The sequence below is a fragment of the Nocardioides pollutisoli genome, from assembly GCF_040045055.1.
Taxonomy (GTDB): Bacteria; Actinomycetota; Actinomycetes; order Propionibacteriales; family Nocardioidaceae; genus Nocardioides; species Nocardioides tweenelious.
Map to the genome: position 1 here is coordinate 542,808 of NZ_JBDZDU010000001.1, position 21,175 is coordinate 563,982.

The 21,175-nt window shown below is 70.2% G+C and carries 18 protein-coding genes; 6 read left to right on the plus strand and 12 right to left on the minus strand.

All coding sequences use genetic code 11. The features are described from left to right. Window positions 1–113: 113 nt before the first annotated feature. The 6 genes from ABLE68_RS02630 to ABLE68_RS02655 form a co-directional block, all read right to left on the minus strand. Complete coding sequence (locus ABLE68_RS02630) at window positions 114–1,310, minus strand: amidohydrolase (protein ID WP_348869609.1); 1,197 nt, start codon at window positions 1,308–1,310, stop codon at window positions 114–116. 79 nt (window positions 1,311–1,389) lie between these two features. Further along, complete coding sequence (locus ABLE68_RS02635; protein WP_348869611.1) at window positions 1,390–2,475, minus strand: ScyD/ScyE family protein; 1,086 nt, start codon at window positions 2,473–2,475, stop codon at window positions 1,390–1,392. Window positions 2,476–2,588: 113 nt separating this feature from the next. Continuing rightward, complete coding sequence (gene meaB / locus ABLE68_RS02640; RefSeq protein WP_348869612.1) at window positions 2,589–3,572, minus strand: methylmalonyl Co-A mutase-associated GTPase MeaB; 984 nt, start codon at window positions 3,570–3,572, stop codon at window positions 2,589–2,591. Further along, window positions 3,572–5,689: a methylmalonyl-CoA mutase gene (gene scpA, locus ABLE68_RS02645; RefSeq protein WP_348869613.1), complete on the minus strand. Its 2,118-nt coding sequence runs from the start codon at window positions 5,687–5,689 to the stop codon at window positions 3,572–3,574. Before scpA ends, meaB begins: the two co-directional genes overlap by 1 nt. A gap of 76 nt (window positions 5,690–5,765) precedes the next feature. Next, a complete protein-coding gene (locus ABLE68_RS02650) occupies window positions 5,766–7,427 on the minus strand; it encodes a methylmalonyl-CoA mutase family protein (RefSeq protein ID WP_348869614.1) in 1,662 nt (553 codons plus the stop codon). Window positions 7,428–7,437: 10 nt separating this feature from the next. Further along, window positions 7,438–7,743, minus strand: coding sequence for a hypothetical protein (locus ABLE68_RS02655; protein WP_348869615.1), 306 nt, complete (start codon window positions 7,741–7,743; stop codon window positions 7,438–7,440). Between the two features lie 84 nt (window positions 7,744–7,827). Here ABLE68_RS02655 and ABLE68_RS02660 point away from each other — a divergent pair, with 84 nt between their 5' ends. Beyond that, window positions 7,828–7,965, plus strand: a complete 138-nt coding sequence (locus ABLE68_RS02660) for a hypothetical protein (protein ID WP_348869616.1) — start codon at window positions 7,828–7,830, stop codon at window positions 7,963–7,965. A gap of 9 nt (window positions 7,966–7,974) precedes the next feature. After that, window positions 7,975–8,424: a hypothetical protein gene (locus tag ABLE68_RS02665; RefSeq protein WP_348869618.1), complete on the plus strand. Its 450-nt coding sequence runs from the start codon at window positions 7,975–7,977 to the stop codon at window positions 8,422–8,424. Window positions 8,425–8,472: 48 nt separating this feature from the next. On the opposite strand, the gene ABLE68_RS02670 is transcribed toward ABLE68_RS02665, so the two are convergent. From ABLE68_RS02670 to ABLE68_RS02685, 4 genes are all read right to left on the minus strand, one after another. Beyond that, entirely contained in the window at window positions 8,473–9,651 is a 1,179-nt protein-coding gene (locus ABLE68_RS02670; RefSeq protein WP_348869620.1) for an HNH endonuclease signature motif containing protein, read from the minus strand. Between the two features lie 323 nt (window positions 9,652–9,974). Further along, entirely contained in the window at window positions 9,975–10,751 is a 777-nt protein-coding gene (locus ABLE68_RS02675; protein ID WP_348869621.1) for a succinate dehydrogenase/fumarate reductase iron-sulfur subunit, read from the minus strand. A gap of 11 nt (window positions 10,752–10,762) precedes the next feature. Beyond that, window positions 10,763–12,613 carry a fumarate reductase/succinate dehydrogenase flavoprotein subunit gene (locus tag ABLE68_RS02680; RefSeq protein WP_348869622.1) on the minus strand — a complete coding sequence of 617 codons (1,851 nt, stop codon included), beginning with the start codon at window positions 12,611–12,613 and terminating at the stop codon, window positions 10,763–10,765. After that, window positions 12,613–13,323 carry a hypothetical protein gene (locus tag ABLE68_RS02685; RefSeq protein ID WP_348869623.1) on the minus strand — a complete coding sequence of 237 codons (711 nt, stop codon included), beginning with the start codon at window positions 13,321–13,323 and terminating at the stop codon, window positions 12,613–12,615. The genes ABLE68_RS02680 and ABLE68_RS02685 overlap by 1 nt, the downstream gene beginning before the upstream one ends. A 254-nt stretch (window positions 13,324–13,577) precedes the next feature. Here ABLE68_RS02685 and ABLE68_RS02690 point away from each other — a divergent pair, with 254 nt between their 5' ends. The 4 genes from ABLE68_RS02690 (at window position 13,578) to ABLE68_RS02705 (ending at window position 18,140) form a co-directional block, all read left to right on the plus strand. Next, on the plus strand, window positions 13,578–14,591 hold the full coding sequence (locus ABLE68_RS02690; RefSeq protein WP_348869624.1) for a glycosyltransferase: 1,014 nt from the start codon (window positions 13,578–13,580) through the stop codon (window positions 14,589–14,591). A 63-nt stretch (window positions 14,592–14,654) separates the two neighbouring features. Next, a complete protein-coding gene (locus tag ABLE68_RS02695) occupies window positions 14,655–15,356 on the plus strand; it encodes a succinate dehydrogenase cytochrome b subunit (protein ID WP_348869625.1) in 702 nt (233 codons plus the stop codon). Between the two features lie 22 nt (window positions 15,357–15,378). Continuing rightward, on the plus strand, window positions 15,379–17,397 hold the full coding sequence (locus ABLE68_RS02700; RefSeq protein WP_348873223.1) for a fumarate reductase/succinate dehydrogenase flavoprotein subunit: 2,019 nt from the start codon (window positions 15,379–15,381) through the stop codon (window positions 17,395–17,397). Then, the gene (locus tag ABLE68_RS02705) at window positions 17,397–18,140 is read left to right on the plus strand and encodes a succinate dehydrogenase/fumarate reductase iron-sulfur subunit (RefSeq protein WP_348869626.1); all 744 of its coding nucleotides are present in this window, start codon (window positions 17,397–17,399) and stop codon (window positions 18,138–18,140) included. The genes ABLE68_RS02700 and ABLE68_RS02705 overlap by 1 nt, the downstream gene beginning before the upstream one ends. Window positions 18,141–18,266: 126 nt before the next feature. On the opposite strand, the gene ABLE68_RS02710 is transcribed toward ABLE68_RS02705, so the two are convergent. After that, window positions 18,267–19,313, minus strand: a complete 1,047-nt coding sequence (locus ABLE68_RS02710; RefSeq protein WP_348869627.1) for a TIGR03032 family protein — start codon at window positions 19,311–19,313, stop codon at window positions 18,267–18,269. Beyond that, complete coding sequence (locus ABLE68_RS02715; RefSeq protein WP_348869628.1) at window positions 19,310–21,124, minus strand: ELWxxDGT repeat protein; 1,815 nt, start codon at window positions 21,122–21,124, stop codon at window positions 19,310–19,312. The genes ABLE68_RS02710 and ABLE68_RS02715 overlap by 4 nt, the downstream gene beginning before the upstream one ends. Window positions 21,125–21,175 lie beyond the last annotated feature (51 nt).

Sequence of the window (21,175 nt, forward strand, 5' to 3'; positions counted from 1 at the left end):
GCGGGAGCGCGGAAAACAGAGAAACCCTAGGGCCTGGGTGGGGTCCGGCAAGCCCGTTCACGAAGTTGTTATCGAGTCGATGCGGGAGCGCAGGAAGATTTGTCTTCCGGAGGTCAGACGGAGGCGAGTGACGTGATCGCGACGTGCGCGAGCACCCGCGCTCCGATGCCCACGGCCCGGTCGTCCACGCGGAGGTTGCCCTGGTGCAGGTCGTACGTCGGACCTCCGGGGGTGCGCGTGCCGAGCCGCCCCATGGCTCCGGGGACCCGGTCGAGGTACCAGCCGAAGTCCTCGCCGCCCAGGCTCTGCTGCGTGGGAACGTGCCCATCGGGGCCGAGCACGCGCTCGACGGCGCGAGTCAGCCGCAGGGTGGAGTCCACGTCGTTGACCACCGGGGGTACGCCGCGCTGGTAGTCGACCTCCGCGCGCACGCCGTACGGCGCGACGATCTCCTCGACCAGCATCGGGACGAGCTTCTCGGCCTGGGCCCACGCGACCGCGTCGAGCATCCGGACCGTGCCGCCGGCCCGGCCGGTCGCCGGGATCACGTTGTGCGCCGAGCCGGCCCGCACGATCCCCCACACGACGCTGACGCCGGCCCGCGGGTCGAGCCGACGGGACAGGATCGAGGGCAGCTCGGTGACGACCTTCCCGAGCGCGTAGGTGAGGTCCTCGGTGAGGTGCGGGCGGGAGGTGTGACCCCCCGAGCCGGTCAGCGTGACGTCGAGGTGGTCGGCCGCGCCGGTGATCGGGCCCTCCCGGAGCCCGATCTGGCCGACGTCGAGGGTCGGGTCGCAGTGCAGACCGAAGACCCGGTCGACGCCGTCGAGGGCACCCAGCTCGATCAGCGTGAGGGCTCCCCCCGGCATCACCTCCTCGGCCGGCTGGAAGAGCAGGCGGACCCGTCCCGGCAGCAGTCCGGCCTCGTGGACCCGAGCCAGCGCGAGAGCGGCCCCGACCAGGGCGGAGGTGTGGACGTCGTGGCCACAGGCGTGGGTGACGCCCTCGACGGTGCTGGCCCACGGGTCGCCGGTCAGGTCGGGCACCGGCAGCGCGTCGAGGTCGGCGCGCAGCGCCACCAGCGGACCGGCGTCGCCGATCTCGGCGATCAGGCCGGTGCGGGCCGGCTGGGTGACCCGCCATCCCGCGGCGAGCATCCTCTCGGCGACCAGCGCGGTCGTGCGGGTCTCCCGCCAGGACAGCTCGGGCTGGGCGTGCAGGTCCCGGCGCAGCGCGACGAGCTCGGCGTCGCGATCGGCGACGACGGACTCGATCAGGGACCCGGTCGGGGTCGGCGCGGCCTCGGACATCGGTGTCGAGGTTAGTTCACTACGTACGGCGGCGCAGGCCCCGGCTGCTCCGCCGAGACCCGCGCCGCCAAGGACCGGCTCAGCCCTTGTAGCGGACGACCTTGCCGTCGGGCGCCTGGCCGTCACCGGGGAGGACGTTGACGGTCGCGTAGACGTCGCCGCCCGCGATCTCGACCGCCGCCGGCAGCGGAGCCACGGCGTACGGCGAGACGTCCGAGCTGCCCTTCTTGATCAGTGAGATCTGACCGGCGAAGAGCTCGGCGACCAGCAGGTCGCCGTTCGGCTTGACCGCCACGCCCGTGGGCGTCTGGAGGTGGCCGGCGAGCTGGGTGATGACGCCGCTCGCGGGGTCGACGCTGGAGACCGCACCGAGCGGGAACTGCTCGCCGAGGCCACCGCCCTCGGTCGTCACGACCAGGTCGCCGCCCGGGGCGAGCTCGACGTCCGTCGGCACGGACTCACCGTGGTAGGTGTGCCCGACCGTGCAGTCCGGGAGACCCACCTGGGTGGCGAGGTCCGCGGTGATCGGGACGTCGGTGGCCGGCGTGACCGCGACCGTCTCGATCTTCTTGCCGGTGATCGCGACGACGGCGTTCATGCCGGCGTCGGCGACGTAGACGGTCTTGGCGGTCTGGTAGGTCGCGTAGGGGTGCGAGTCCAGGTGACCCGGGTAGCTGACCGGCCCGAAGTCGTCGGTCGGCCACTGCGCCGCGCAGTCCTCGTCGAGGTCCGAGATGCCGTAGGTGATGACGCTGTCGGGGTTGTTCGCGTTCTCGTACGCCCGCATGTGCGCGAGGGTCTTGACCTTGCCCTTCGCGTTGATCTCCTTCACCCAGGAGTCCGAGGGCTCCCCGGTCTCCGGGTCGCTCGCGGTCTCGGTGAAGACGACGTGTCCCTTGCGGACCGAGACGCCGCCGACCTCGTTGCCGCCCTTGGACTTGTAGATCGTCTTCGGGCTCTTGCCGGGCCGCAGCTTGTTCAGCGTGCCGCCGAAGTTCTGGGTGACGTAGACGTCGTCACCGTCGACCGCCACGCTCAGCGGGGCGAGCAGGTGCCGGGTCAGGGTCTTCGGCTTCGGCGCGGCGGCCTCGGCGCTGGGTACCGCCACCAGGGCTCCGGCGACGGCGGTGGCTGCCAGCGCTGCCAGCAGGCGAGAAGTACGCATGTCATTCCTCCGTGGGTGGGATCAGATGGCCCTAGCCTCACCTGCCCGGTGTCCCGAGCGCATGATCTATTTGACCCATTCCCACGGGACAACTCGACCCGGCTCGTCCCGGGCTACGAGCTCGCGGACCCCTCGTCGTACGCCGCGAGGATGCGGTCGGCGGCGACGGTCGCAGGCAGGTCGCCGGACAGCACCGCGTCGCGGAGCTCGGCGCGGATGGCCTTGACCCCGGCCGAGTGACGCAGCCGCTGGTCGAGCTCGTCGCGCACGAGCGCCCAGGTGAACTCGAGCTGCTGGTGGGCGCGCTTGTCGGCGAGCCCGGCGGCGCCGAGGTGGTCACGGTGGGAGATCACGCGGTCCCAGACGTCGTCGACACCGGTGCCCTCGAGCGCGGAGCAGGTCACCACCGGTGGCGCCCACTCGTCGTGACCACGCACCAGGCGCAGGGCACCCGCGAGGTCGCGCGCGGCCACCCGGGCCTCCTGCTCGCGGTCGCCGTCGGCCTTGTTGACCGCGATCACGTCGGAGATCTCGAGGATCCCCTTCTTGATGCCCTGGAGCTGGTCGCCCGTGCGGGCGAGGGTGAGGAAGAGGAAGGTGTCGACCATCCCCGCCACGGTCACCTCGGACTGACCGACGCCGACGGTCTCGACGAGCACGACGTCGTACGCCGCGGCCTCCAGGACCGTCATCGCCTGCACGGTCGCGCGGGCGACGCCGCCGAGGGTGCCTGCGGACGGCGAGGGGCGGATGAAGGCGTTCGGGTCGGTCGCGAGGCGAGCCATCCGGGTCTTGTCGCCGAGCACCGAGCCACCGGTGCGGACACTCGACGGATCGACCGCGAGCACGCCCACCCGGTGACCGGCCGCGGTGAGCCGGGTGCCGAGGGCCTCGATGAACGTCGACTTCCCGACGCCGGGGACGCCCGAGATGCCGACCCGCACCGCGTCACCGGGCACGGTCGCCAGCTCGGTCATCAGCGCGCGCGCCTGCTCCCGGTGCTTGCGGCTGGTCGACTCGACGAGCGTGATCGCCTGCGAGACGGCGGCCCGCCGTCCTGCGCGGATCCCCTCGACGAGCGTCTCGACGTCGGGCATCAGTGCTCGAGCTGCTCCCGCAGCTTCGCCAGCAGGTCGAGCGCGGACTCCGCGATGACCGTGCCGGGCAGGAAGACCGCGGCGGCGCCCATCTCGAGCAGGGTCGGCACGTCGTCGGGCGGGATCACGCCGCCGATCACGACCATGATGTCGGGACGGCCCTGGTCGGCCAGCGCCTGCTTGAGGGCGGGCAGCAGCGCCAGGTGTCCGGCCGCCAGCGACGAGACCCCGACGATGTGCACGTCGGCGTCGACCGCCTGCTGGGCGACCTCCTCGGGCGTGGAGAACAGCGGGCCCACGTCGACGTCGAAGCCCATGTCGGCGAAGGCGCTGACGATGACCTTCTGGCCGCGGTCGTGGCCGTCCTGGCCCATCTTGGCGACCAGGATGCGCGGACGACGACCCTCGGCCTCCTCGAACTCCTCGGTCGCGTCGAGCACCTGCTGGAGCAGGGAGCCGTCGCCCTGGCTCGACTCGTCCCTGTACACGCCGCTGATCGTACGGATCACGGCCTGGTGCCGGCCGTAGACCTTCTCGAGAGCGTCGGAGATCTCGCCGACGGTCGCCTTGGCACGCGCCGCGTCGACGGCCAGCGCGAGCAGGTTGCCGTCGAGGCTCCCCTTCTCGGCACCGCGGTCGGCGGAGTTGGTGAGCGCCTCGAGCGTACGGCGGACCTCGTCGTCCTCGCGCTCGGCACGGAGCCGCTCGAGCTTGGCGATCTGCTGGCGGTAGACGTCGTCGTTGTCGACCTTGAGCACGTCGAGCTTGTCCTCGGCGGCGAGCCGGAACGTGTTGACGCCGATGACCTTCTGGGCGCCGGAGTCGATCCGCGCCTGGGTGCGGGCAGCGGCCTCCTCGATGCGCATCTTGGGAATGCCCTGCTCGATCGCCGCGGCCATGCCGCCGGCCTGCTCGGCCTCCTGGATGTGCGCCCAGGCGCGCTCGGCGAGGTCGTGGGTCAGCCGCTCGACGTAGTAGGAGCCGGCCCACGGGTCGATCGTCCCCGTCGTACCGCTCTCCTGCTGCAGCAGCAGCTGGGTGTTGCGCGCGATCCGGGCCGAGAAGTCAGTCGGCAGCGCGATCGCCTCGTCGAGGGCGTTGGTGTGCAGCGACTGCGTGTGCCCCTGGGTCGCGGCCATCGCCTCGATGGCGGTGCGCTGGACGTTGTTGAAGACGTCCTGGGCGGTGAGCGACCACCCGGAGGTCTGGCTGTGGGTGCGCAGGCTGAGCGACTTGGGGTTCTGGGGGTCGAACTCGCGCACGAGCCTGGCCCAGAGCGCGCGGGCCGCGCGCATCTTGGCGATCTCCATGAAGAAGTTCATGCCGATGGCCCAGAAGAAGGAGAGCCGCGGCGCGAACTGGTCGATCGTCATCCCGGTGTCGAGCCCCGCGCGGATGTACTCGACGCCGTCGGCGAGCGTGTAGGCGAGCTCGAGGTCGGCCGTCGCTCCGGCCTCCTGGATGTGGTAGCCGGAGATCGAGATCGAGTTGAAGCGCGGCATCTTCGCCGAGGTGTAGCTGAAGATGTCGGAGATGATCCGCATCGACGGCGCCGGCGGGTAGATGTAGGTGTTGCGGACCATGAACTCCTTGAGGATGTCGTTCTGGATCGTCCCCGCGAGCTGCTCCGGCTTCACCCCCTGCTCCTCGGCTGCTGCGATGTAGAGCGCGAGCACCGGCAGGACGGCGCCGTTCATGGTCATCGACACCGACATCTCGTCGAGCGGGATGCCGTCGAAGAGGGTGCGGGTGTCGTAGATCGAGTCGATCGCCACGCCGGCCATGCCGACGTCACCGCGCACGCGCGGGTGGTCGGAGTCGTAGCCGCGGTGGGTCGCCAGGTCGAACGCGACGCTCAGGCCCTTCTGGCCGGCCGCGAGGTTGCGGCGGTAGAACGCGTTGGACTCCTCGGCGGTGGAGAAGCCGGCGTACTGCCGGATCGTCCAGGGCTGGGTGGTGTACATCGTGGGGTAGGGCCCGCGCAGGAACGGGCTCAGGCCGGGCAGGGTGTCGAGCGCGTCGAGGCCCGCGATGTCCTCGGGGCCGTAGGACGGCTTGATCTCGATGCCCTCGGGGGACATCCACGGCTCGGCGCTGAAGCTCCTCGGGATGCTCATACGCGTACTCGCTTCGCTCCGTGCGCGCATGAGTCACATTCACGGCGGTATTGGATGATTCGCTCGCTCCGCTCGCTCATGCCAGCTTCTCCCTCGTCCGGGTCAGGAAGTCCAGGGCGTCGACGCCCATCGCGCAGGAGTCGTCGGCCCAGTCGCGGGGCTTCCCGGCGACGATCACCCACTCGACACCGGCCTTGCGCAGCTCGGCCGCCGTCTCGGCGCCCTGCTCGTCGTAGGCCGCGTCGGTGCCGGCCACGCACGCGACGCGGTGGCTGCCGTCGTCGGACGTGAGGGCGATGCCACCGGCCGCGAAGAGGTTGGTCGCGAACGTCGCACGGGCGGTGTGCTGGGCGACGGTGCCGAGCGTGGCCAGCAGGACCGGGGTCGCGGCGGGCTCGTCGCGCAGGGCCTCGAAGCTGGCGCCGTAGCGGCGTACGCCGTCCCACTCGTCGGTCGGCGCGCGCTCGGGCAGCACCTCGCCGAGGTTGGGGAACTCGGTGAGCCCGGTGATCGGCCGCTTGCGCTTCGCGATCTCGGCCTCGCGCTTCTCCACGGTCACGGCGATCTCGGCGTCGAGGTCGGCCCCGTCGTCGAGGCGGCCGAAGGTCTCCCAGGCAGCACGGGCCAGGTCGTCGGTGAGCTTCTCGACGGCGTAGGAGCCGCCGGCCGGGTCGGCGACGTGGGCGACGTGGGACTCGTCGATGAGCAGGTGGGAGGTGTTGCGGGCGATCCGGCGACCGAACGCGTCGGGGCGACCGAGCGGGCAGTCGAACGGCAGCACCGTGACCGAGTCGGCGCCGCCGACACCGGCGGCGAAGGCCGCGACGGTGGTGCGCAGCATGTTGACCCAGGGGTCGTACTTGCTCATCATCGGCCGGCTGGTGACCGCGTGCAGACGCATCTCGCGGGTCTCGGCCTGGCTCATCTCGAGCACGCGCGCCCACAGCCGGCGGGCGGCGCGGAGCTTGGCGATCGTCGGGAACTGCTCGTCGGTGGCGGCGTAGCGGAACTCGACCAGGCCCGCGGCCTCATCGACGCCGATCCCGGCCTCGGTGAGGGTGCGGAGGTACGCCGCGCCGGCGGCCATCGACCAGCCCAGCTCCTGGACGTCGGAGGCGCCGCGGTCGTGGACCGTGGTCGCGTCGACCACGAAGGCCCGGACCTCGGCCTTGCGGGCGGCCTTGGCCAGGTCGGCGGTGGCCTCGGCCGCGGGCACGCCCAGGTTGGTGTCGGGGTGGAGCTCGCGACCCTCGAGGTAGGACAGGAAGGCGGCCGGGTCTCCCCCGTCGAGCACGACCGGCGCCAGGTCGAGCAGGACGTCCTTCAGCAGGACGGAGAGATCGGTGTCGGCAGCCACCCGCAGCCAGAGGCTGGTGACGCCACCGTCGAGGTCGGCGAGCGACTCCTCGTTGGCGAGCTCGGCGTCGCGGCCGTCGACGTGGGCCCGGATGTCCCAGTCGCCGGAACGGGTCGGGCGGCCGGAGGTCTCGAGGTCGTCCAGCAGCGCGGCGGTGCCGAGCGGGGTGACCGGGATGCCGTCGAGGGTGGTGCGGGTGAGCTTCTGCCAGACCAGGTCGTCGGGGTCCTCGTCGGTCAGCCGCTTGGCCTTGCGGAGCACGGCGGCGGCCTGCGCCTCCCAGTCGGCGACGCCCCAGGCGTCGTCCGGGGACGCGAGGTCCAGCGAGCCCTGATCGGGCTCGAGGTCCGTGGGCTCGTCCAGCCCTCCCTCGACAGTCATGCTGCGAACCCTAGGAGCGCGGAGTGACCGTGACCACTGAGTGTGACCTTTTCGACCGTGTCGCGGATCGGGCCGTGACCTGAGAGCTGGCGCTCAGGTCGAGCGCGGCCTGCCGGTCGGCCAGCACCTCGAGCGCTCGGACCATCCGCTCCGCGAGCGGCCTGGTGTCGCCGAGGGCGGCGAGCTTGGCGGCCTCCTGACGCAGGAGCGCGTGGAAACGAGCCACGCCGACGCCCTCGCCGTCCAGGTCCGCGGCGATGTGGAGATGGCATCGACCGGCCTCGTCGGTCGTCAACAGCACTTCCGGGTCCGTCACGGATCCAGCCAAGCACCGGGCACCGACAACCGGGACGGCCGCTCGTGCGTCCTACCTGTGTCGACTCGGGAGGAGTGTGAGGACGTGGGAGATCAGTCGAGGTCCGTCACGATCGTCAAGGCGGTCGCCACCGTACTGGTGGTCACCGTCGTCATCGCCGGCGCGCTCGGCGGGGCGACCTACCTGGCCGCGCGGGTCCTGGTGAGCATGATGCCGGGCTAGTCTCCCTCGGTGAAGGTGACCTCTCCGGACGGGCAGACCTGGCGGATCAGTCGGCGTTGGTTCCCGTGGCGGCGCCGCGTGCGCGACATCCTGCGGTGGCTGCCGGGCAGCTACTACGGCAACTGGGGCGACGGGGCCCTCGGCGCCTTCCTCGGTCTGCTGTCGCTGATCCTGGTGATCCCGTTCCTCGTCCTGCTGGTGGTCGCCGGCATCGAGATGGCGCTCGTGCTGGCCGTGCTGCCGTTCGCGCTGCTCGGCCGGGTGCTGCTCGGCCGGCACTGGACCGTCGAGGTACGCCGCGGCCGGAAGCCGTGGACCGAGGAGAAGGCCGGTGACTGGCAGGCCAGCGACCTCCGGATCCACGAGGTCGCCGACGAGATCCGCGGCGGGTCGGTCCCGGAGCAGACGCTGAACCTGAAGAAGGTGAAGAAGGAACAGCCCGTGGACCAGGTCGCCTAGAAGCGCTCGGGCGCGCCGGTGACCCCGCCGGCGGCGGGGTGTGGGGCGTCAGGTTCTTCGGTAGGTGATGCCGTGAGGGCTAAGCCAGTCGAAGGACCGGTGGCCGGTGCGTTGGTAGGTCCAGCCGCCGTGGGTCTTCAACCGGTGGTGGCTCCGGCAGAGCGGGACCAGGTTGAGGGAGTCGGTGGGGCCTTCGGGCCACTCGACAGTGTGGTCGAGGTCGCAGCGTCTCGATGGTCGTTCGCAGCGTGGGAAGACGCAGGTGGGGTGGGTCTGGATCACCTGTTCCCGCAGCCTGTCGGTGGCCTCGTACCGGTCGGTGTGCAGGTGCTCGTTGAGATCCAACACCGGTCGGATCGTGACGCGGGTGTGCTCCTGTTGGCACCACTCGCCAAGCTGTTCGACGGTGATCCACGACTTGGTGTTGTCGACCCGGACCAGTCCGTCGGTGCTCGAGACGTCGTGGTGGGTGTGGACCACCAGTTCCCGGCTGACGCTGTCGCCGAGGTGTCCCAACGCCATGGACCGGCGTACGTCCAATGACAGCTGCGGGTGGGTGTCGAGCAGGTCGTGAGCCTTCGCCGCGACCTGCGCCTCGAACGCGAGGGCGTCGGCGAGGTCGGTGGTGGCTTCGATGTAGACGAGCCCGTCGGTGGTCACGTCACCCAGCCGGATGTCGACGTGGCGGTGCTCTGCCTGTTCGGCGCGGCGTGCTTCGGCTTCGTCGGGGTCGAACATGTCCCGTGCATGGTCGACGGCCCGGTCGATCGCGGCGTACGAGCACCGGTGCGCGACTGGTGCGACGTGGGTGTCCACGAACCCGGCTGCGTCCTCGGACAGCCCGATGGTCCTCGTGGCGACCTGGCGGGCCTTCCACACCGGCACCTCACCACGCATGACCCGCGACCACATCTTCGGCAACCGGTAGCGGGTCTCGACGGCGTCACCGAGGTACCGCTTCCCGGCATCGGTCGACATGCCCAGTGCGAGCGCGAGCTCGGCCACGCAGAACTCCGCAACCAACGGTGCACCGGGACCGGCGATCGCGAGCTCGCCCTCGGTCCCGTCGACCATCGCCGCGTGAAGCACGGACTCGGCGGGGTGCATCACCGCCCACTCGACAGCGAGGCGGAACTTCTCGATGGTCGCGGTGGACTCGCTCTGGTGTTGCTCGCGGACAGCGTCGAGCACCCCAGCCGGGGAGTCGATGTCTGCTGTCGTGGTCATGGTTCAACCCAAGCACTGACCACCGACAGTCAGGTGCCCAGAACCCAGTGTTTGACCGGGATGTGGACACTTTTCAGAAATTCTTTTCGGTCGCTGTCACCTGTTGGCTGCGGGGGTTTCGAGACGGTCGCAGAGCGACCTCCTCAACCACCGACCACGCGACCAGGAGGCCGGAAAGCGACGTGCACCCGAGCGTGCCGTAGCCGCGTAATTGCCTATCGGCGCGCAACCGCCAGCGGTCCGCAACCCGCGCACATCGCCCCGCGTTGGCTGCGGGGGTAACGAGTGCGGTCGCAGAGCGACCTCCTCAACCACCGGGGGGGCTACACCTCGGTGCGGCCCTCGTTGTCCTTGTTGCGGATGCCGATCTTGTTGCCGAGCCACACCAGCGGGTCGTACTTGCGGTCGACCACGCGCTCCTTCATCGGGATGATCGCGTTGTCGGTGATCTTGATGCCCTCGGGGCAGACCTCGGTGCAGCACTTGGTGATGTTGCACATCCCGAGGCCGGCCGCGCCCTGGGCCAGCTCGCGCCGGTCGTGGGTGTCGAGCGGGTGCATGTCGAGCTCGGCGTACCGCAGGAAGAAGCGCGGGCCCGCGAAGGCCGGCTTGTTGTCGTCGTGGTCACGGACGACGTGGCAGGTGTTCTGGCAGAGGAAGCACTCGATGCACTTGCGGAACTCCTGGCCGCGCTCGACGTCCATCTGCGCCATCCGGCGCTTGCCGTCGGCGTCGCGCGGCGGCGGGGCGAACGACGGGAGCTCGGCCGCCTTCTCGTAGTTGAAGGACACGTCGGTGACCAGGTCGCGGATCACCGGGAACGTGCGCATCGGGGTGACCGTGATCGTCTCGGACTCCTCGAAGTCGGAGAGCCGGGTCATGCACAGCAGCCGGGGCTTGCCGTTGATCTCGGCGCTGCAGGAGCCGCACTTGCCGGCCTTGCAGTTCCACCGGATCGCGAGGTCGCCGGCCTGGGTGGCCTGCACCCGGTGGAGGGCGTCGAGGACGACCTCGCCCTCGGACACCTCGACCGTGTAGTCGCCGAGGTCACCGCCACTCTGGTCGCCGCGCCAGATCCGCATCTTGAGGTCGTAGCCCATGTCCGTGCCCCTTACTCGAAGTACTTCTTGAGCTCGTCCGGCATCACCGGGAGCGGCTTCTCGTGCAGGTCGACGCCGGTGCCCTCGGCGTTGAGGTTGACGACCAGGTTCTTGGTGCCCCACTCGGGGTTCGGGCCGGGGAAGTCGTCGCGCGTGTGGCCGCCGCGGGACTCCTGGCGAGCCAGGGCCGCCTTCGCGATGCACTCGCCGACGATCAGCATGTTGCGCAGGTCGATCGCGAGGTGCCAGCCCGGGTTGTACTGCCGGTGACCCTCGACCTTCATCGACTTCGCCCGCACCTTGAAGGCCTCGATCTCGGAGAGCGACTCCTCGAGCTCGGCGGCGGTGCGGATGATGCCGACCAGGTCGTTCATCGACTGCTGCAGGTCGGACTGGATCGTGTAGGGGTTCTCGCCGCCCTCGACCTCGAACGGCGCCAGCGCGCTCGCCTGCGCCGCCTTCACGTCGGCTTCGTCGACCTTCGGCCGGTTGTCGCCCAGGGAGTTCGTGTACGCCGTGGCCGCCTCGCCGGCACGCTTGCCGAAGACCAGCAGGTCGCCGAGCGAGTTGCCGCCCAGCCGGTTGGAGCCGTGCATGCCGCCCGAGCACTCGCCCACGGCGTAGAGGCCGGTGACCGCGCTCTCCTGGCTGTCGGCGTCGACCTCCACGCCACCCATCACGTAGTGGCAGGTCGGGCCGATCTCCATCGGCTCGGCCGTGATGTCGACGTCGGCCAGCTCCTTGAACTGGTGGTACATCGAGGGCAGCCGCTTGCGGATGAACTCGGGCGTACGGCGCGACGCGATGTCGAGGTAGATGCCGCCGTGGGGCGTCCCGCGGCCGGCCTTGATCTCGGAGTTGATCGCCCGGGCGACCTCGTCGCGCGGCAGCAGCTCAGGGGGACGACGGTTGTTCTTCTTGTCGTCGTACCACCGGTCGGCCTCCTCGATCGTGTCGGCCGTCTCGGCCTTGAAGAAGTCGGGGATGTAGTCGAACATGAAGCGCTTGCCCTCGGAGTTCTTGAGGATGCCGCCGTCGCCGCGCACCGACTCCGTGACCAGCAGCCCCTTCACCGAGGGTGGCCAGACCATGCCGGTCGGGTGGAACTGCACGAACTCCATGTTGATCAGGCTCGCGCCGGCGCGCATGGCCAGCGCGTGGCCGTCGCCGGTGTACTCCCACGAGTTGGAGGTGACCTTGAAGGACTTGCCGATGCCGCCGGTCGCGAGGATCACCGACGGCGCCTCGAAGAGGACGAAGCGGCCGCTCTCGCGCCAGTAGCCGAAGGCGCCCGAGATCTTGCCGTCGTCCTTCATGAGGTCGGTGATCGTGCACTCCATGAAGACGTCGATGCCGAGTGCCACCGCGCGCTGCTGCAGGGTGCGGATCATCTCCAGTCCGGTGCGGTCACCGACGTGGGCGAGCCGGGCGTACTTGTGGCCGCCGAAGTCGCGCTGCGAGATCAGGCCGTCGTCGGTGCGGTCGAACAGGGCGCCCCAGTCCTCGAGCTCCATGACCCGCTCGGGCGCCTCCTGGGCGTGGAGCTGGGCCATGCGCCAGTTGTTGAGCATCTTCCCGCCACGCATGGTGTCGCGGAAGTGCACCTCCCAGTTGTCCTCCGGCCAGCGGTTGCCCATGGCCGCGGCGATGCCGCCCTCGGCCATGACCGTGTGGGCCTTGCCGAGCAGGGACTTGCAGACCAGCGCGACCTTGGCGCCCGCGTCGTGCGCCGCGATCGCCGCACGCAGGCCGGCGCCACCGGCACCGACCACCACCACGTCGTACTGGTGCCGCTCCATGCCGCCCTCGCTGGCCCCGGACATCTCGTTGCCGGTCATGGGGTGGCGGGTGGACTCGGTCATCAGAAGAACCTCGGGTCGTCGAAGGCGCCGGTCGAGAGCAGGTAGATGTAGAAGTCGGTCAGCGCGACGGAGAACAGGGAGCACCAGGCCCAGCGGGCGTGCTGGCCGTTGAGCTTCGAGACCCAGCCCCAGAGCTTGTAGCGGACCGGGTGCTTCGAGAAGTGCCGGAGCCGGCCGCCCATGATGTGCCGGCAGGAGTGGCAGCCCAGGGTGTAGAGCCAGATGAAGACGACGTTGACCAGCATGATCAGGGTGCCGAGGCCCATGTGGATCCCGTCGGCCTCACCCTCGGCCGGCCCGAACGCGAGGATCACGTCGTAGCTGAGGACCAGGGCGACCAGGACCGCGGCGTACCAGAACCAGCGGTGGACGTTCTGCGCCAGCAGCGGGAAGCGGGTCTCGCCGGTGTACTTCCCGTGCGGCTCGGCGACCGCGCAGGCCGGCGGCGAGAGCCAGAACGACCGGTAGTAGGCCTTGCGGTAGTAGTAGCAGGTCAGCCGGAAGCCGAGCGGGAAGACCAGGATCAGCAGCGCCGGCGAGAGCGGCCACCCGCCGAACGGCTGCCCGAAGTCCGACGAGCCCGGGACGCACTCGTTGCTCAGGCACGGCGAGTAGAACGGCGAGAGGTACGGCTCCGAGAAGTAGTTCTCTCCGGAGAACGCGCGCCAGGTCGAGTAGATGATGAAGGCGACGAACACCACGAACGTCACCGCCGGGTAGAGCCACCATCTGTCGGTACGAAGAGTCTTCGCGTTGATCCGAGCCCTCGTGGGCCCGTTCACACCCGTCAGATCTGTCGCCATCCGCAGCCTCCGGTCGTGGTCGTGATAGGTGAGTCTGCACATTCCGGGCCTGATGTGAAAGGGCCCACACCGAGATATCGAGAACGTGTTCCAGATCCGGGTTCATCCGACGTCCACCCGGACGCGGCCGACCGGACACCGGTCGACGTCATGGTGGGGGTATGCGGATCACCCTCGTGACCGAGACCTTCTTCCCCGCCGTCGACGGCACGACGACCACGGTCAAGGCGGTCGCCGACCGGCTGGTCGACACCGGCCACGAGATCCAGATCGTGGCTCCCGGCCCCGGGCTCACGTCGTACCGCGGCGGCCGGATCGTCCGGATCCGGCCGCTCGACAAGCCGGGCGGCCAGGTGCGCGACGCCCTGGCCGGTTTCCGTCCCGACCTCGTCCACGTCACCTCGCCCGGCACGATCGGCCGCAAGGCCCTCAAGCACGCCCGCAGGCTCGGGGTCCCCACCCTCGTCGTCGAGCAGTCCCCCACGCTGGCCGACGTCACCGCCGACCGGTTGCTGGTGACCTCGACCTGGATGCTCGACCGCGACGCCCGCCTGTGGGAGCCAGGCGTCGACACGGCGGCCTTCACCCCGGCGCTGCGCGACGACTGGCTGCACACCCGCTGGTCACTCACCCGGTCGCGGCCCGGGCCGCTGGTCGTCGTCGGCTACGTCGGGAGCCTCCGCAACCGCCACGACGTACGCCGCCTCGCGGAGCTCGCGCAGGTCCCCGGGATCCGACCGGTGATCGTCGGAGACGGCCCGCAGCGGTCCTGGCTCGAGGCCCGTCTGCCCCGCGCCAAGTTCACCGGCGCCCTCACCACCGGCGAGCTGACCGCGGTGCTCCCCTCGCTCGACCTGCTCGTCCACCCCGGGCTGCACGAGACCTGCTGTCACGTGCTGCGCGAGGCCGCGGCGAGCGGCGTCCCGGTGGTCGCGCCCCGCTCGGGAGGCGCGGTCGACGTGGTCCGGCACCTCGAGACCGGGCTGCTCCACGACCCGGACGACCCGCGCGACCTGGTCCGCGCGGTAGCCGCCCTCGCCGCCGACCGCCATCGGGGCCTCCTCGGCCAGCGCGCTCGCGAGCTCGCGACCCGCACCTGGGCCGAAGCCGTCGACGAGCTGGTGGAGCGGCACTACCGCGCTCTCGTCGTACCTCACCGGGTGACCGTGCGGTAACCGGACGTAAGTCACACCGCCCGGCGTCATCGGTGAGGTTCACGCGGGGTAGCGTGGACTTTCGTGGCAACGACGACCCTGGTCAAGGGAGCGCGCGCTTCGCGCTCGACCATCACCCTCAAGCTCTTGATGGCTGCCAGCGGCATCATCTTCATCGGTTTCGTGCTCCTGCACATGTACGGCAACCTCAAGGCCTTCTCCGGCCACGACGCCTACAACGAGTACGCCGAGCACCTCCGGACCATCGGTGAGCCGATGCTTCCGCACGAGGGGATGCTCTGGATCATCCGCACGGTGCTGATCGTGTCGCTGGTGGTGCACGTGTCCTGCGCGGCAGCGCTGTGGAAGCGCGCGAAGCGAGCCCGCTCGACGCAGTACGTCATGAAGAAGAACAACGCGTCGTCGTTCTCCTCGCGCTGGATGCGCTGGGGCGGCATCACGCTGCTGCTCTTCATCATCTGGCACCTGATCGAGTTCACGATCGGCAAGGTGAACGTGTCCGGTGGTGCGACCAACGACCCGTACAACCTGCTCGTCGACTCGTTCGACACCTGGTGGCTGACGCTGATCTACCTCGTCGCCATGGCCACGCTCGGCCTGCACCTCCACCACGGTGTGTGGAGCTCCGCGCAGACCCTCGGCCTCACCAACAACGCCCGCGCCCGCCGCAACGCGAAGAGCCTCGGCTGGATCGTCGCCATCGTCGTCGCCGGTGGCTTCTCCCTCGTCCCGATCTTCGTCCTCGCCGGCGTCATCACCAAGTAAGGGGTCAGCAGCCATGACCGACATGCCGGACACCACCCTCACGTCCGACCCGTCCCACGACGAGCCCGGCGACCACGGCGACGACGCCGCCGGTTACTACACGCCGGGTGACCCGATCCAGGACACCAAGGCGCCGGGCGGCCCCATCGACGAGCGCTGGCAGACCCGCAAGTTCGAGGCCCGCCTGGTCAACCCGTCCAACCGCCGCAAGCTCGACGTGATCATCGTCGGCACCGGCCTGGCCGGTGGCGCCGCCGCGGCCACGCTCGGCGAGGCCGGCTACAACGTGAAGTCCTTCTGCTACCAGGACTCCCCGCGCCGGGCCCACTCGATCGCCGCCCAGGGCGGCATCAACGCGGCCAAGAACTACAAGGAGGACGGCGACTCCGTCCACCGCCTCTTCTACGACACGGTCAAGGGCGGTGACTACCGCTCGCGGGAGTCGAACGTCTACCGCCTGGCCGAGGTCAGCACCAACATCATCGACCAGTGCGTCGCCCAGGGCGTGCCCTTCGCGCGTGAGTACGGCGGCCTCCTCGACAACCGCTCCTTCGGCGGCGTCCAGGTCTCCCGCACGTTCTACGCCCGCGGCCAGACGGGTCAGCAGCTGCTCATCGGCGCCTACCAGGCCATGGAGCGCCAGGTCGCGGCCGGCACCGTCGAGCAGTTCACCCGCCACGAGATGCTCGAGGTGATCGTGGCCGACGGCAAGGCGCGCGGCATCATCGCCCGCGACCTGGTCACCGGCGAGATCGAGACCCACCTCGCCGACGTCGTCGTGCTCGCGAGCGGCGGCTACGGCAACGTCTTCTTCCTCTCCACCAACGCCATGGGCTCCAACGTCACGGCGGCCTGGCGCGCGCACCGCAAGGGCGCCTACATGGCCAACCCCTGCTACACGCAGATCCACCCGACCTGCATCCCGGTGACGGGCACGCACCAGTCGAAGCTGACCCTGATGTCGGAGTCGCTGCGCAACGACGGCCGGATCTGGGTGCCGAAGAAGAAGGCCGACTGCGAGAAGGACCCGCGCGACATCCCGGAGGAGGACCGCGACTACTACCTGGAGCGGATCTACCCGTCCTTCGGCAACCTGGTCCCCCGCGACATCGCCTCCCGCGCCGCCAAGAACGTCTGCGACGAGGGTCGCGGCGTCGGCCCGGCCGTCGAGGGCGTCCGCCGCGGTGTCTACCTCGACTTCGCCTCCGCGATCGAGCGCCTGGGTCGCGACGGCATCGAGGAGAAGTACGACAACCTCTTCGACATGTACGCCCGGATCACCGGCGAGAACCCGTACGAGACCCCGATGCGGATCTACCCCGCCGTCCACTACGTGATGGGCGGCCTGTGGGTCGACTACGACCTGCAGTCCTCCATCGAGGGACTCTTCGTCACCGGTGAGGCCAACTTCTCCGACCACGGCGCCAACCGCCTCGGCGCCTCCGCGCTGATGCAGGGCCTGGCCGACGGCTACTTCGTCCTGCCGCACACGATCCGCGACTACCTCGCGGACGGGCCGTTCGAGAAGATCGACGAGAGCCACCCGGCGGTCGTCGAGGCGAAGAAGTCGGTCCAGGACCGGGTCGACCACTTCCTGTCCACCAAGGGCACCCGCAGCGTCGACTCCTACCACCGCGAGCTCGGCAACATCATGTGGGAGTACTGCGGCATGGAGCGGACCGAGGACGGCCTCAAGAAGGCCATCGACCTCATCCGCACCCTCAAGGACGACTTCTGGCGCAACGTGAAGGTGCTCGGCACGGCCGACACCCTCAACCAGTCGCTCGAGCGGGCCGGCCGCGTGGCCGACTTCATCGAGCTCGGCGAGCTGATGTGCATCGACGCCCTCAACCGGCGCGAGTCCTGCGGCGGACACTTCCGGGCCGAGTCGCAGACCGAGGACGGCGAGGCGCTGCGCCACGACGACCAGTTCGCGTACGTCGCGGCCTGGGAGTTCGCGGGCGACGGCGAGCCGCCCGTCCTGCACAAGGAAGACCTCGTCTACACGGCCATCGAGATGAAGCAGCGGAGCTACAAGTAATGAAGGTGACCCTCAAGATCTGGCGTCAGCCGGATGCCGCGTCCCAGGGCGCGATGCACACCTACGAGCTCGACGGCGTGTCCGAGGACATGTCCTTCCTCGAGATGCTCGACGTCCTCAACGAGGAGCTCAACGGCAAGGGCGAGGACCCGGTCGCGTTCGACTCCGACTGCCGCGAGGGCATCTGCGGCATGTGCGGCCTGATGATCAACGGCCAGGCGCACGGCCCCGAGGTCACCACGACCTGCCAGCTGCACATGCGGTCCTTCAAGGACGGCGACGAGATCGTGATCGAGCCCTGGCGGGCCGACGCGTTCCCGGTGATCAAGGACCTCGTGGTCGACCGCGGCGCCTTCGACCGGATCATCCAGGCCGGCGGCTACATCTCGGTCAACACCGGCTCCGCACCCGAGGCCCACTCCGTGCCGGTCCCCCGTGAGGACGCCGTACGCGCGTTCAACGTGGCCACCTGCATCGGCTGCGGTGCCTGCGTGGCGGCCTGCCCCAACGGCTCGGCCTCGCTCTTCATGGGCGCGAAGATCACCCACCTCGGTGAGCTGCCGCAGGGTCAGCCCGAGCGCGACTCCCGCGTGGTCGGCATGGTCGCCCAGCACGACGCCGAGGGCTTCGGTGGCTGCACCAACATCGGTGAGTGCACGGCCGCCTGCCCCAAGGAGATCCCGCTCGACGTGATCTCGCGCCTCAACTGGGACCTCCACCAGGCCATGCGCCACGGTCACTGAGCCCGTCCGGAGCTCGCTCCGGACGGAAGGCCTCAGGGAGGTCGAGTGCCCGCGCGGCCGAGGAACGAGGCCGCGACCGGGTGTATCGAGACCCGGGATGGGTCTCGATACGCTCGCTGGCGCTCGCTACTCGACCACCGAGGACGGCAGCACCCAGAGGTCGTCGCCGAGGACCGGGCAGCGCGCGTCGGGGACGACCTGGACGTCGAAGATCTCGTCGACGCCGTTGTCCCACTCCAGCGTCGCCACGGTCTCCCCGGTGCGGAGGTCGACGACGCCGACCCCGCACTTGAGCTGGTCGTGGTACGCCGCGAGCGGCGTGCCGCCGAAGGTCGTGGTCTCACGGATCTTCGACAGGCCCACGAAGGCGAGGTGGCCGAAGCAGGCCAGGCCGCGCGCGTAGCCGGGGAAGGCCGCCACGGTCTCGCGCTGCCCCGAGGCGGGGTCGACGCGCTCGAGGCGGCCGTAGCCGGAGTTGAGGACGTAGAGCTCGCCCTCGTGCCAGCGCGGTGAGTGCGGCATCGCGAGGCCGGTCGTCACGACCTCTCCCGACGCGACGTCCAGCACGGTCCCGGTCTCGTTGCGCGCGGCTCGCCACCCGCCGGCCTCGTCGGACTGCGCCATCACCGTGACGTACGCCGGCCGCCCGCCGCGCATCGCGACGCCGTTGAGGTGGCACCGGTCCTCCGGCGCGAGCCGGGAGATGAACGGCGGCGTCCAGCGCGGCACGAAGCTGAAGCGCGCGTCGAGTCCGGCCAGGCAGGAGAACGCGGTGTTGACGACCCACAGGTCCGGCTCTCCGGCCTCGGTGGTGCCCCACACGACCTCGTGGCACTGGATCGCCCCCGTCACGACCGAGGTGCTCGGCAGCCAGCAGCGGTCGTGGCGACCCGTGGGCGCGATCGACGCCGCCACGTCCGGGTGGTCGAGGAGCGTCCAGACCTGCTCCTTGCCGCCGACCACGACCCGGTCGGCACCGACCGCGACTCCCATCGCGTGGTCGAACCTGCGGAAGGAGAAGCTCAGCTGGCCGTCCGCGACGCCGACGGCGACCAGCTGGCCCGCCTGGTAGGTCGAGACCAGCAGTGCGCAGCCCGCAGCCTCCAGCACGTCGGGGAACGACGTGCTGTGGTGGTAGCGGACCTCGGTGCTGCTGGCCGGCGCCGTCCTCACTCCTTCTTCAAGTTGTACGAGCGGACCACGCTGCTCGGCGGGCCGCCGCACGGCGTGAACGTGAACTGGACCTTCACCCGCATCGTGCCGGTGCGCCGCAGCTCGCGCAGGCCGGCCCGCGTGGGCTTCAGGACGACCGTGGCCGACCCCGCGGCCTCGTAGGTCCGCGTCGAGCGCTTGACCTTCGAGCCGCCCACCGGAGCCACGGCCACCGTCCCGGCACCCTCGGTCGACACCCGCACCGCCAGGGTCCCTGCGTTCGTGTCGGGCCGCCCGCCCCTGGCGACCGTGAACCCGACGATCACGTTGATGTCGTCGACGAGCGAGGTACCTGCGGCGGTCCCGTCCGAGATCCACGGCTCGCGCCCGTGCACCCCGTCGTCGATGCTGAAGAAGAGCCGGTCACCCACCGCCGTGAGCGCCTGGGGTCCGCTGTAGTCACCCGTGCCGGTCCCGACGTCCTTGACCAGGACGGTGCCCGCCTCGGTGCCGTCGGAGGTCCAGAGCTGACCGCCGTGGACGCCGTCCCTCGCGCTGAAGAACAGCTGACCGTCGACCTCGGTGAGGTACGCCGGGTTGCTGCCGTAGCCCGCTGCCCGGATGTCCTTGACCATCACGGTGCCGGCCTCGGTGCCGTCGGACTTCCAGAGCTCCCGTCCGTGGCTGCCGTCGTCCGAGGCGAAGAACAGGGTCCCGCCGACCCCGGTCAACGCCTGGGGTCCGCTGTAGTAGTCCTCGTCGACGCCGACGTCCTTCACCAGCACCGTGCCTGCCTGGGTGCCGTCGGTCTTCCACAGGGACTGCCCGTGGACGCCGTCGTCGGCGCTGAAGAAGAGGGTGTCGCCGACGGCGGCGAGCGAGGACGGCTGACCATCGACACCGGGGTTGATGTCCTTGACGAGCTTGGTGCCCGCGGCCGTGCCGTCCGAGGTCCACAGCTCACGCCCGTGGACCCCGTCACGGGCGGTGAAGAACACGTCGTCGCCCCGGGCGGTGAGGTACGACGCCGTGCTGTCGTACGCCCCGGGGTAGATGTCGTCGACCATCACCGTGCCGGCCGCCGTCCCGTCGGACTTCCACAGCTCCTGCCCGTGGGTCCCGTCGTCGGCCGTGAAGAAGAGGGTGCCACCGACGTCGGTGAGGTTGGAGGCGCCGCCGTAGTAGCTCTCACCGTCGCTGATGTCTTTCACCAGCACGGTCCCTGCGGCGGTGCCGTCCGAGGTCCACAGCTCGCGCCCGTGGGTCCCGTCGTCGGCGACGAAGAAGAGCCGGTCACCCACCGCGGTGAGGTTGTTGGGTCCGCTGTAGTAGCTGTCGTCGTCACTGATGTCCTTCACCAGGGCGGTGCCGGCGGCGGTGCCGTCGGTCCTCCACAGCTCGCGGCCGTGCTTGCCGTCGTCAGCGGTGAAGTAGACCCGGTCCCCCGCGGCGACGATCTGCTGCGGCCCGTTGTCGTACTCACCGGTCGAGTGCTCGACGTCCTTGACCAGGGCCGTGCCCGCGGCCGTGCCGTCCGACGACCACAGCTCCCGCCCGTGGACGCCGTCGTCGGCGGCGAAGAAGACCCGGTCACCCAGGACCGCGCCGGCCGACGGGCTGCTCGGGGGCGTCGGGGCACCGGTGCACGAGGCGCGGCCCGACCCCGCAGCGGTCGCAGGAGCGGGGACCGCCCCGAGGCCGGCGAGCGTCACGGCGGCCACGGCTGCCACGGACGCCGTCCGCCCTCCGCGAGCGCGGCGCCTGAGCGCCTTCGCGCGCGCGTTCCTCGCGCGCATCGCCTGTGCCCGGGCACTTCGCTGTCGTCGGCTCATCGCCATACCTCCCCGTCCTGCGAGCAGGTTGTCACCTCTCGCGCCGTCTCG

Excerpts from the sequence above, each read along its gene's own strand:
- ABLE68_RS02630 (WP_348869609.1), bottom strand. The coding sequence starts at position 1,310 with ATGTCCGAGGCCGCGCCGACCCCGACCGGGTCCCTGATCGAGTCCGTC.
- ABLE68_RS02635 (WP_348869611.1), bottom strand. The coding sequence starts at position 2,475 with ATGCGTACTTCTCGCCTGCTGGCAGCGCTGGCAGCCACCGCCGTCGCC.
- meaB (WP_348869612.1), bottom strand. The coding sequence starts at position 3,572 with ATGCCCGACGTCGAGACGCTCGTCGAGGGGATCCGCGCAGGACGGCGG.
- scpA (WP_348869613.1), bottom strand. The coding sequence starts at position 5,689 with ATGAGCATCCCGAGGAGCTTCAGCGCCGAGCCGTGGATGTCCCCCGAG.
- ABLE68_RS02650 (WP_348869614.1), bottom strand. The coding sequence starts at position 7,427 with ATGACTGTCGAGGGAGGGCTGGACGAGCCCACGGACCTCGAGCCCGAT.
- ABLE68_RS02670 (WP_348869620.1), bottom strand. The coding sequence starts at position 9,651 with ATGACCACGACAGCAGACATCGACTCCCCGGCTGGGGTGCTCGACGCT.
- ABLE68_RS02675 (WP_348869621.1), bottom strand. The coding sequence starts at position 10,751 with ATGGGCTACGACCTCAAGATGCGGATCTGGCGCGGCGACCAGAGTGGC.
- ABLE68_RS02680 (WP_348869622.1), bottom strand. The coding sequence starts at position 12,613 with ATGACCGAGTCCACCCGCCACCCCATGACCGGCAACGAGATGTCCGGG.
- ABLE68_RS02690 (WP_348869624.1), top strand. The coding sequence starts at position 13,578 with ATGCGGATCACCCTCGTGACCGAGACCTTCTTCCCCGCCGTCGACGGC.
- ABLE68_RS02700 (WP_348873223.1), top strand. The coding sequence starts at position 15,379 with ATGCCGGACACCACCCTCACGTCCGACCCGTCCCACGACGAGCCCGGC.
- ABLE68_RS02705 (WP_348869626.1), top strand. The coding sequence starts at position 17,397 with ATGAAGGTGACCCTCAAGATCTGGCGTCAGCCGGATGCCGCGTCCCAG.
- ABLE68_RS02715 (WP_348869628.1), bottom strand. The coding sequence starts at position 21,124 with ATGAGCCGACGACAGCGAAGTGCCCGGGCACAGGCGATGCGCGCGAGG.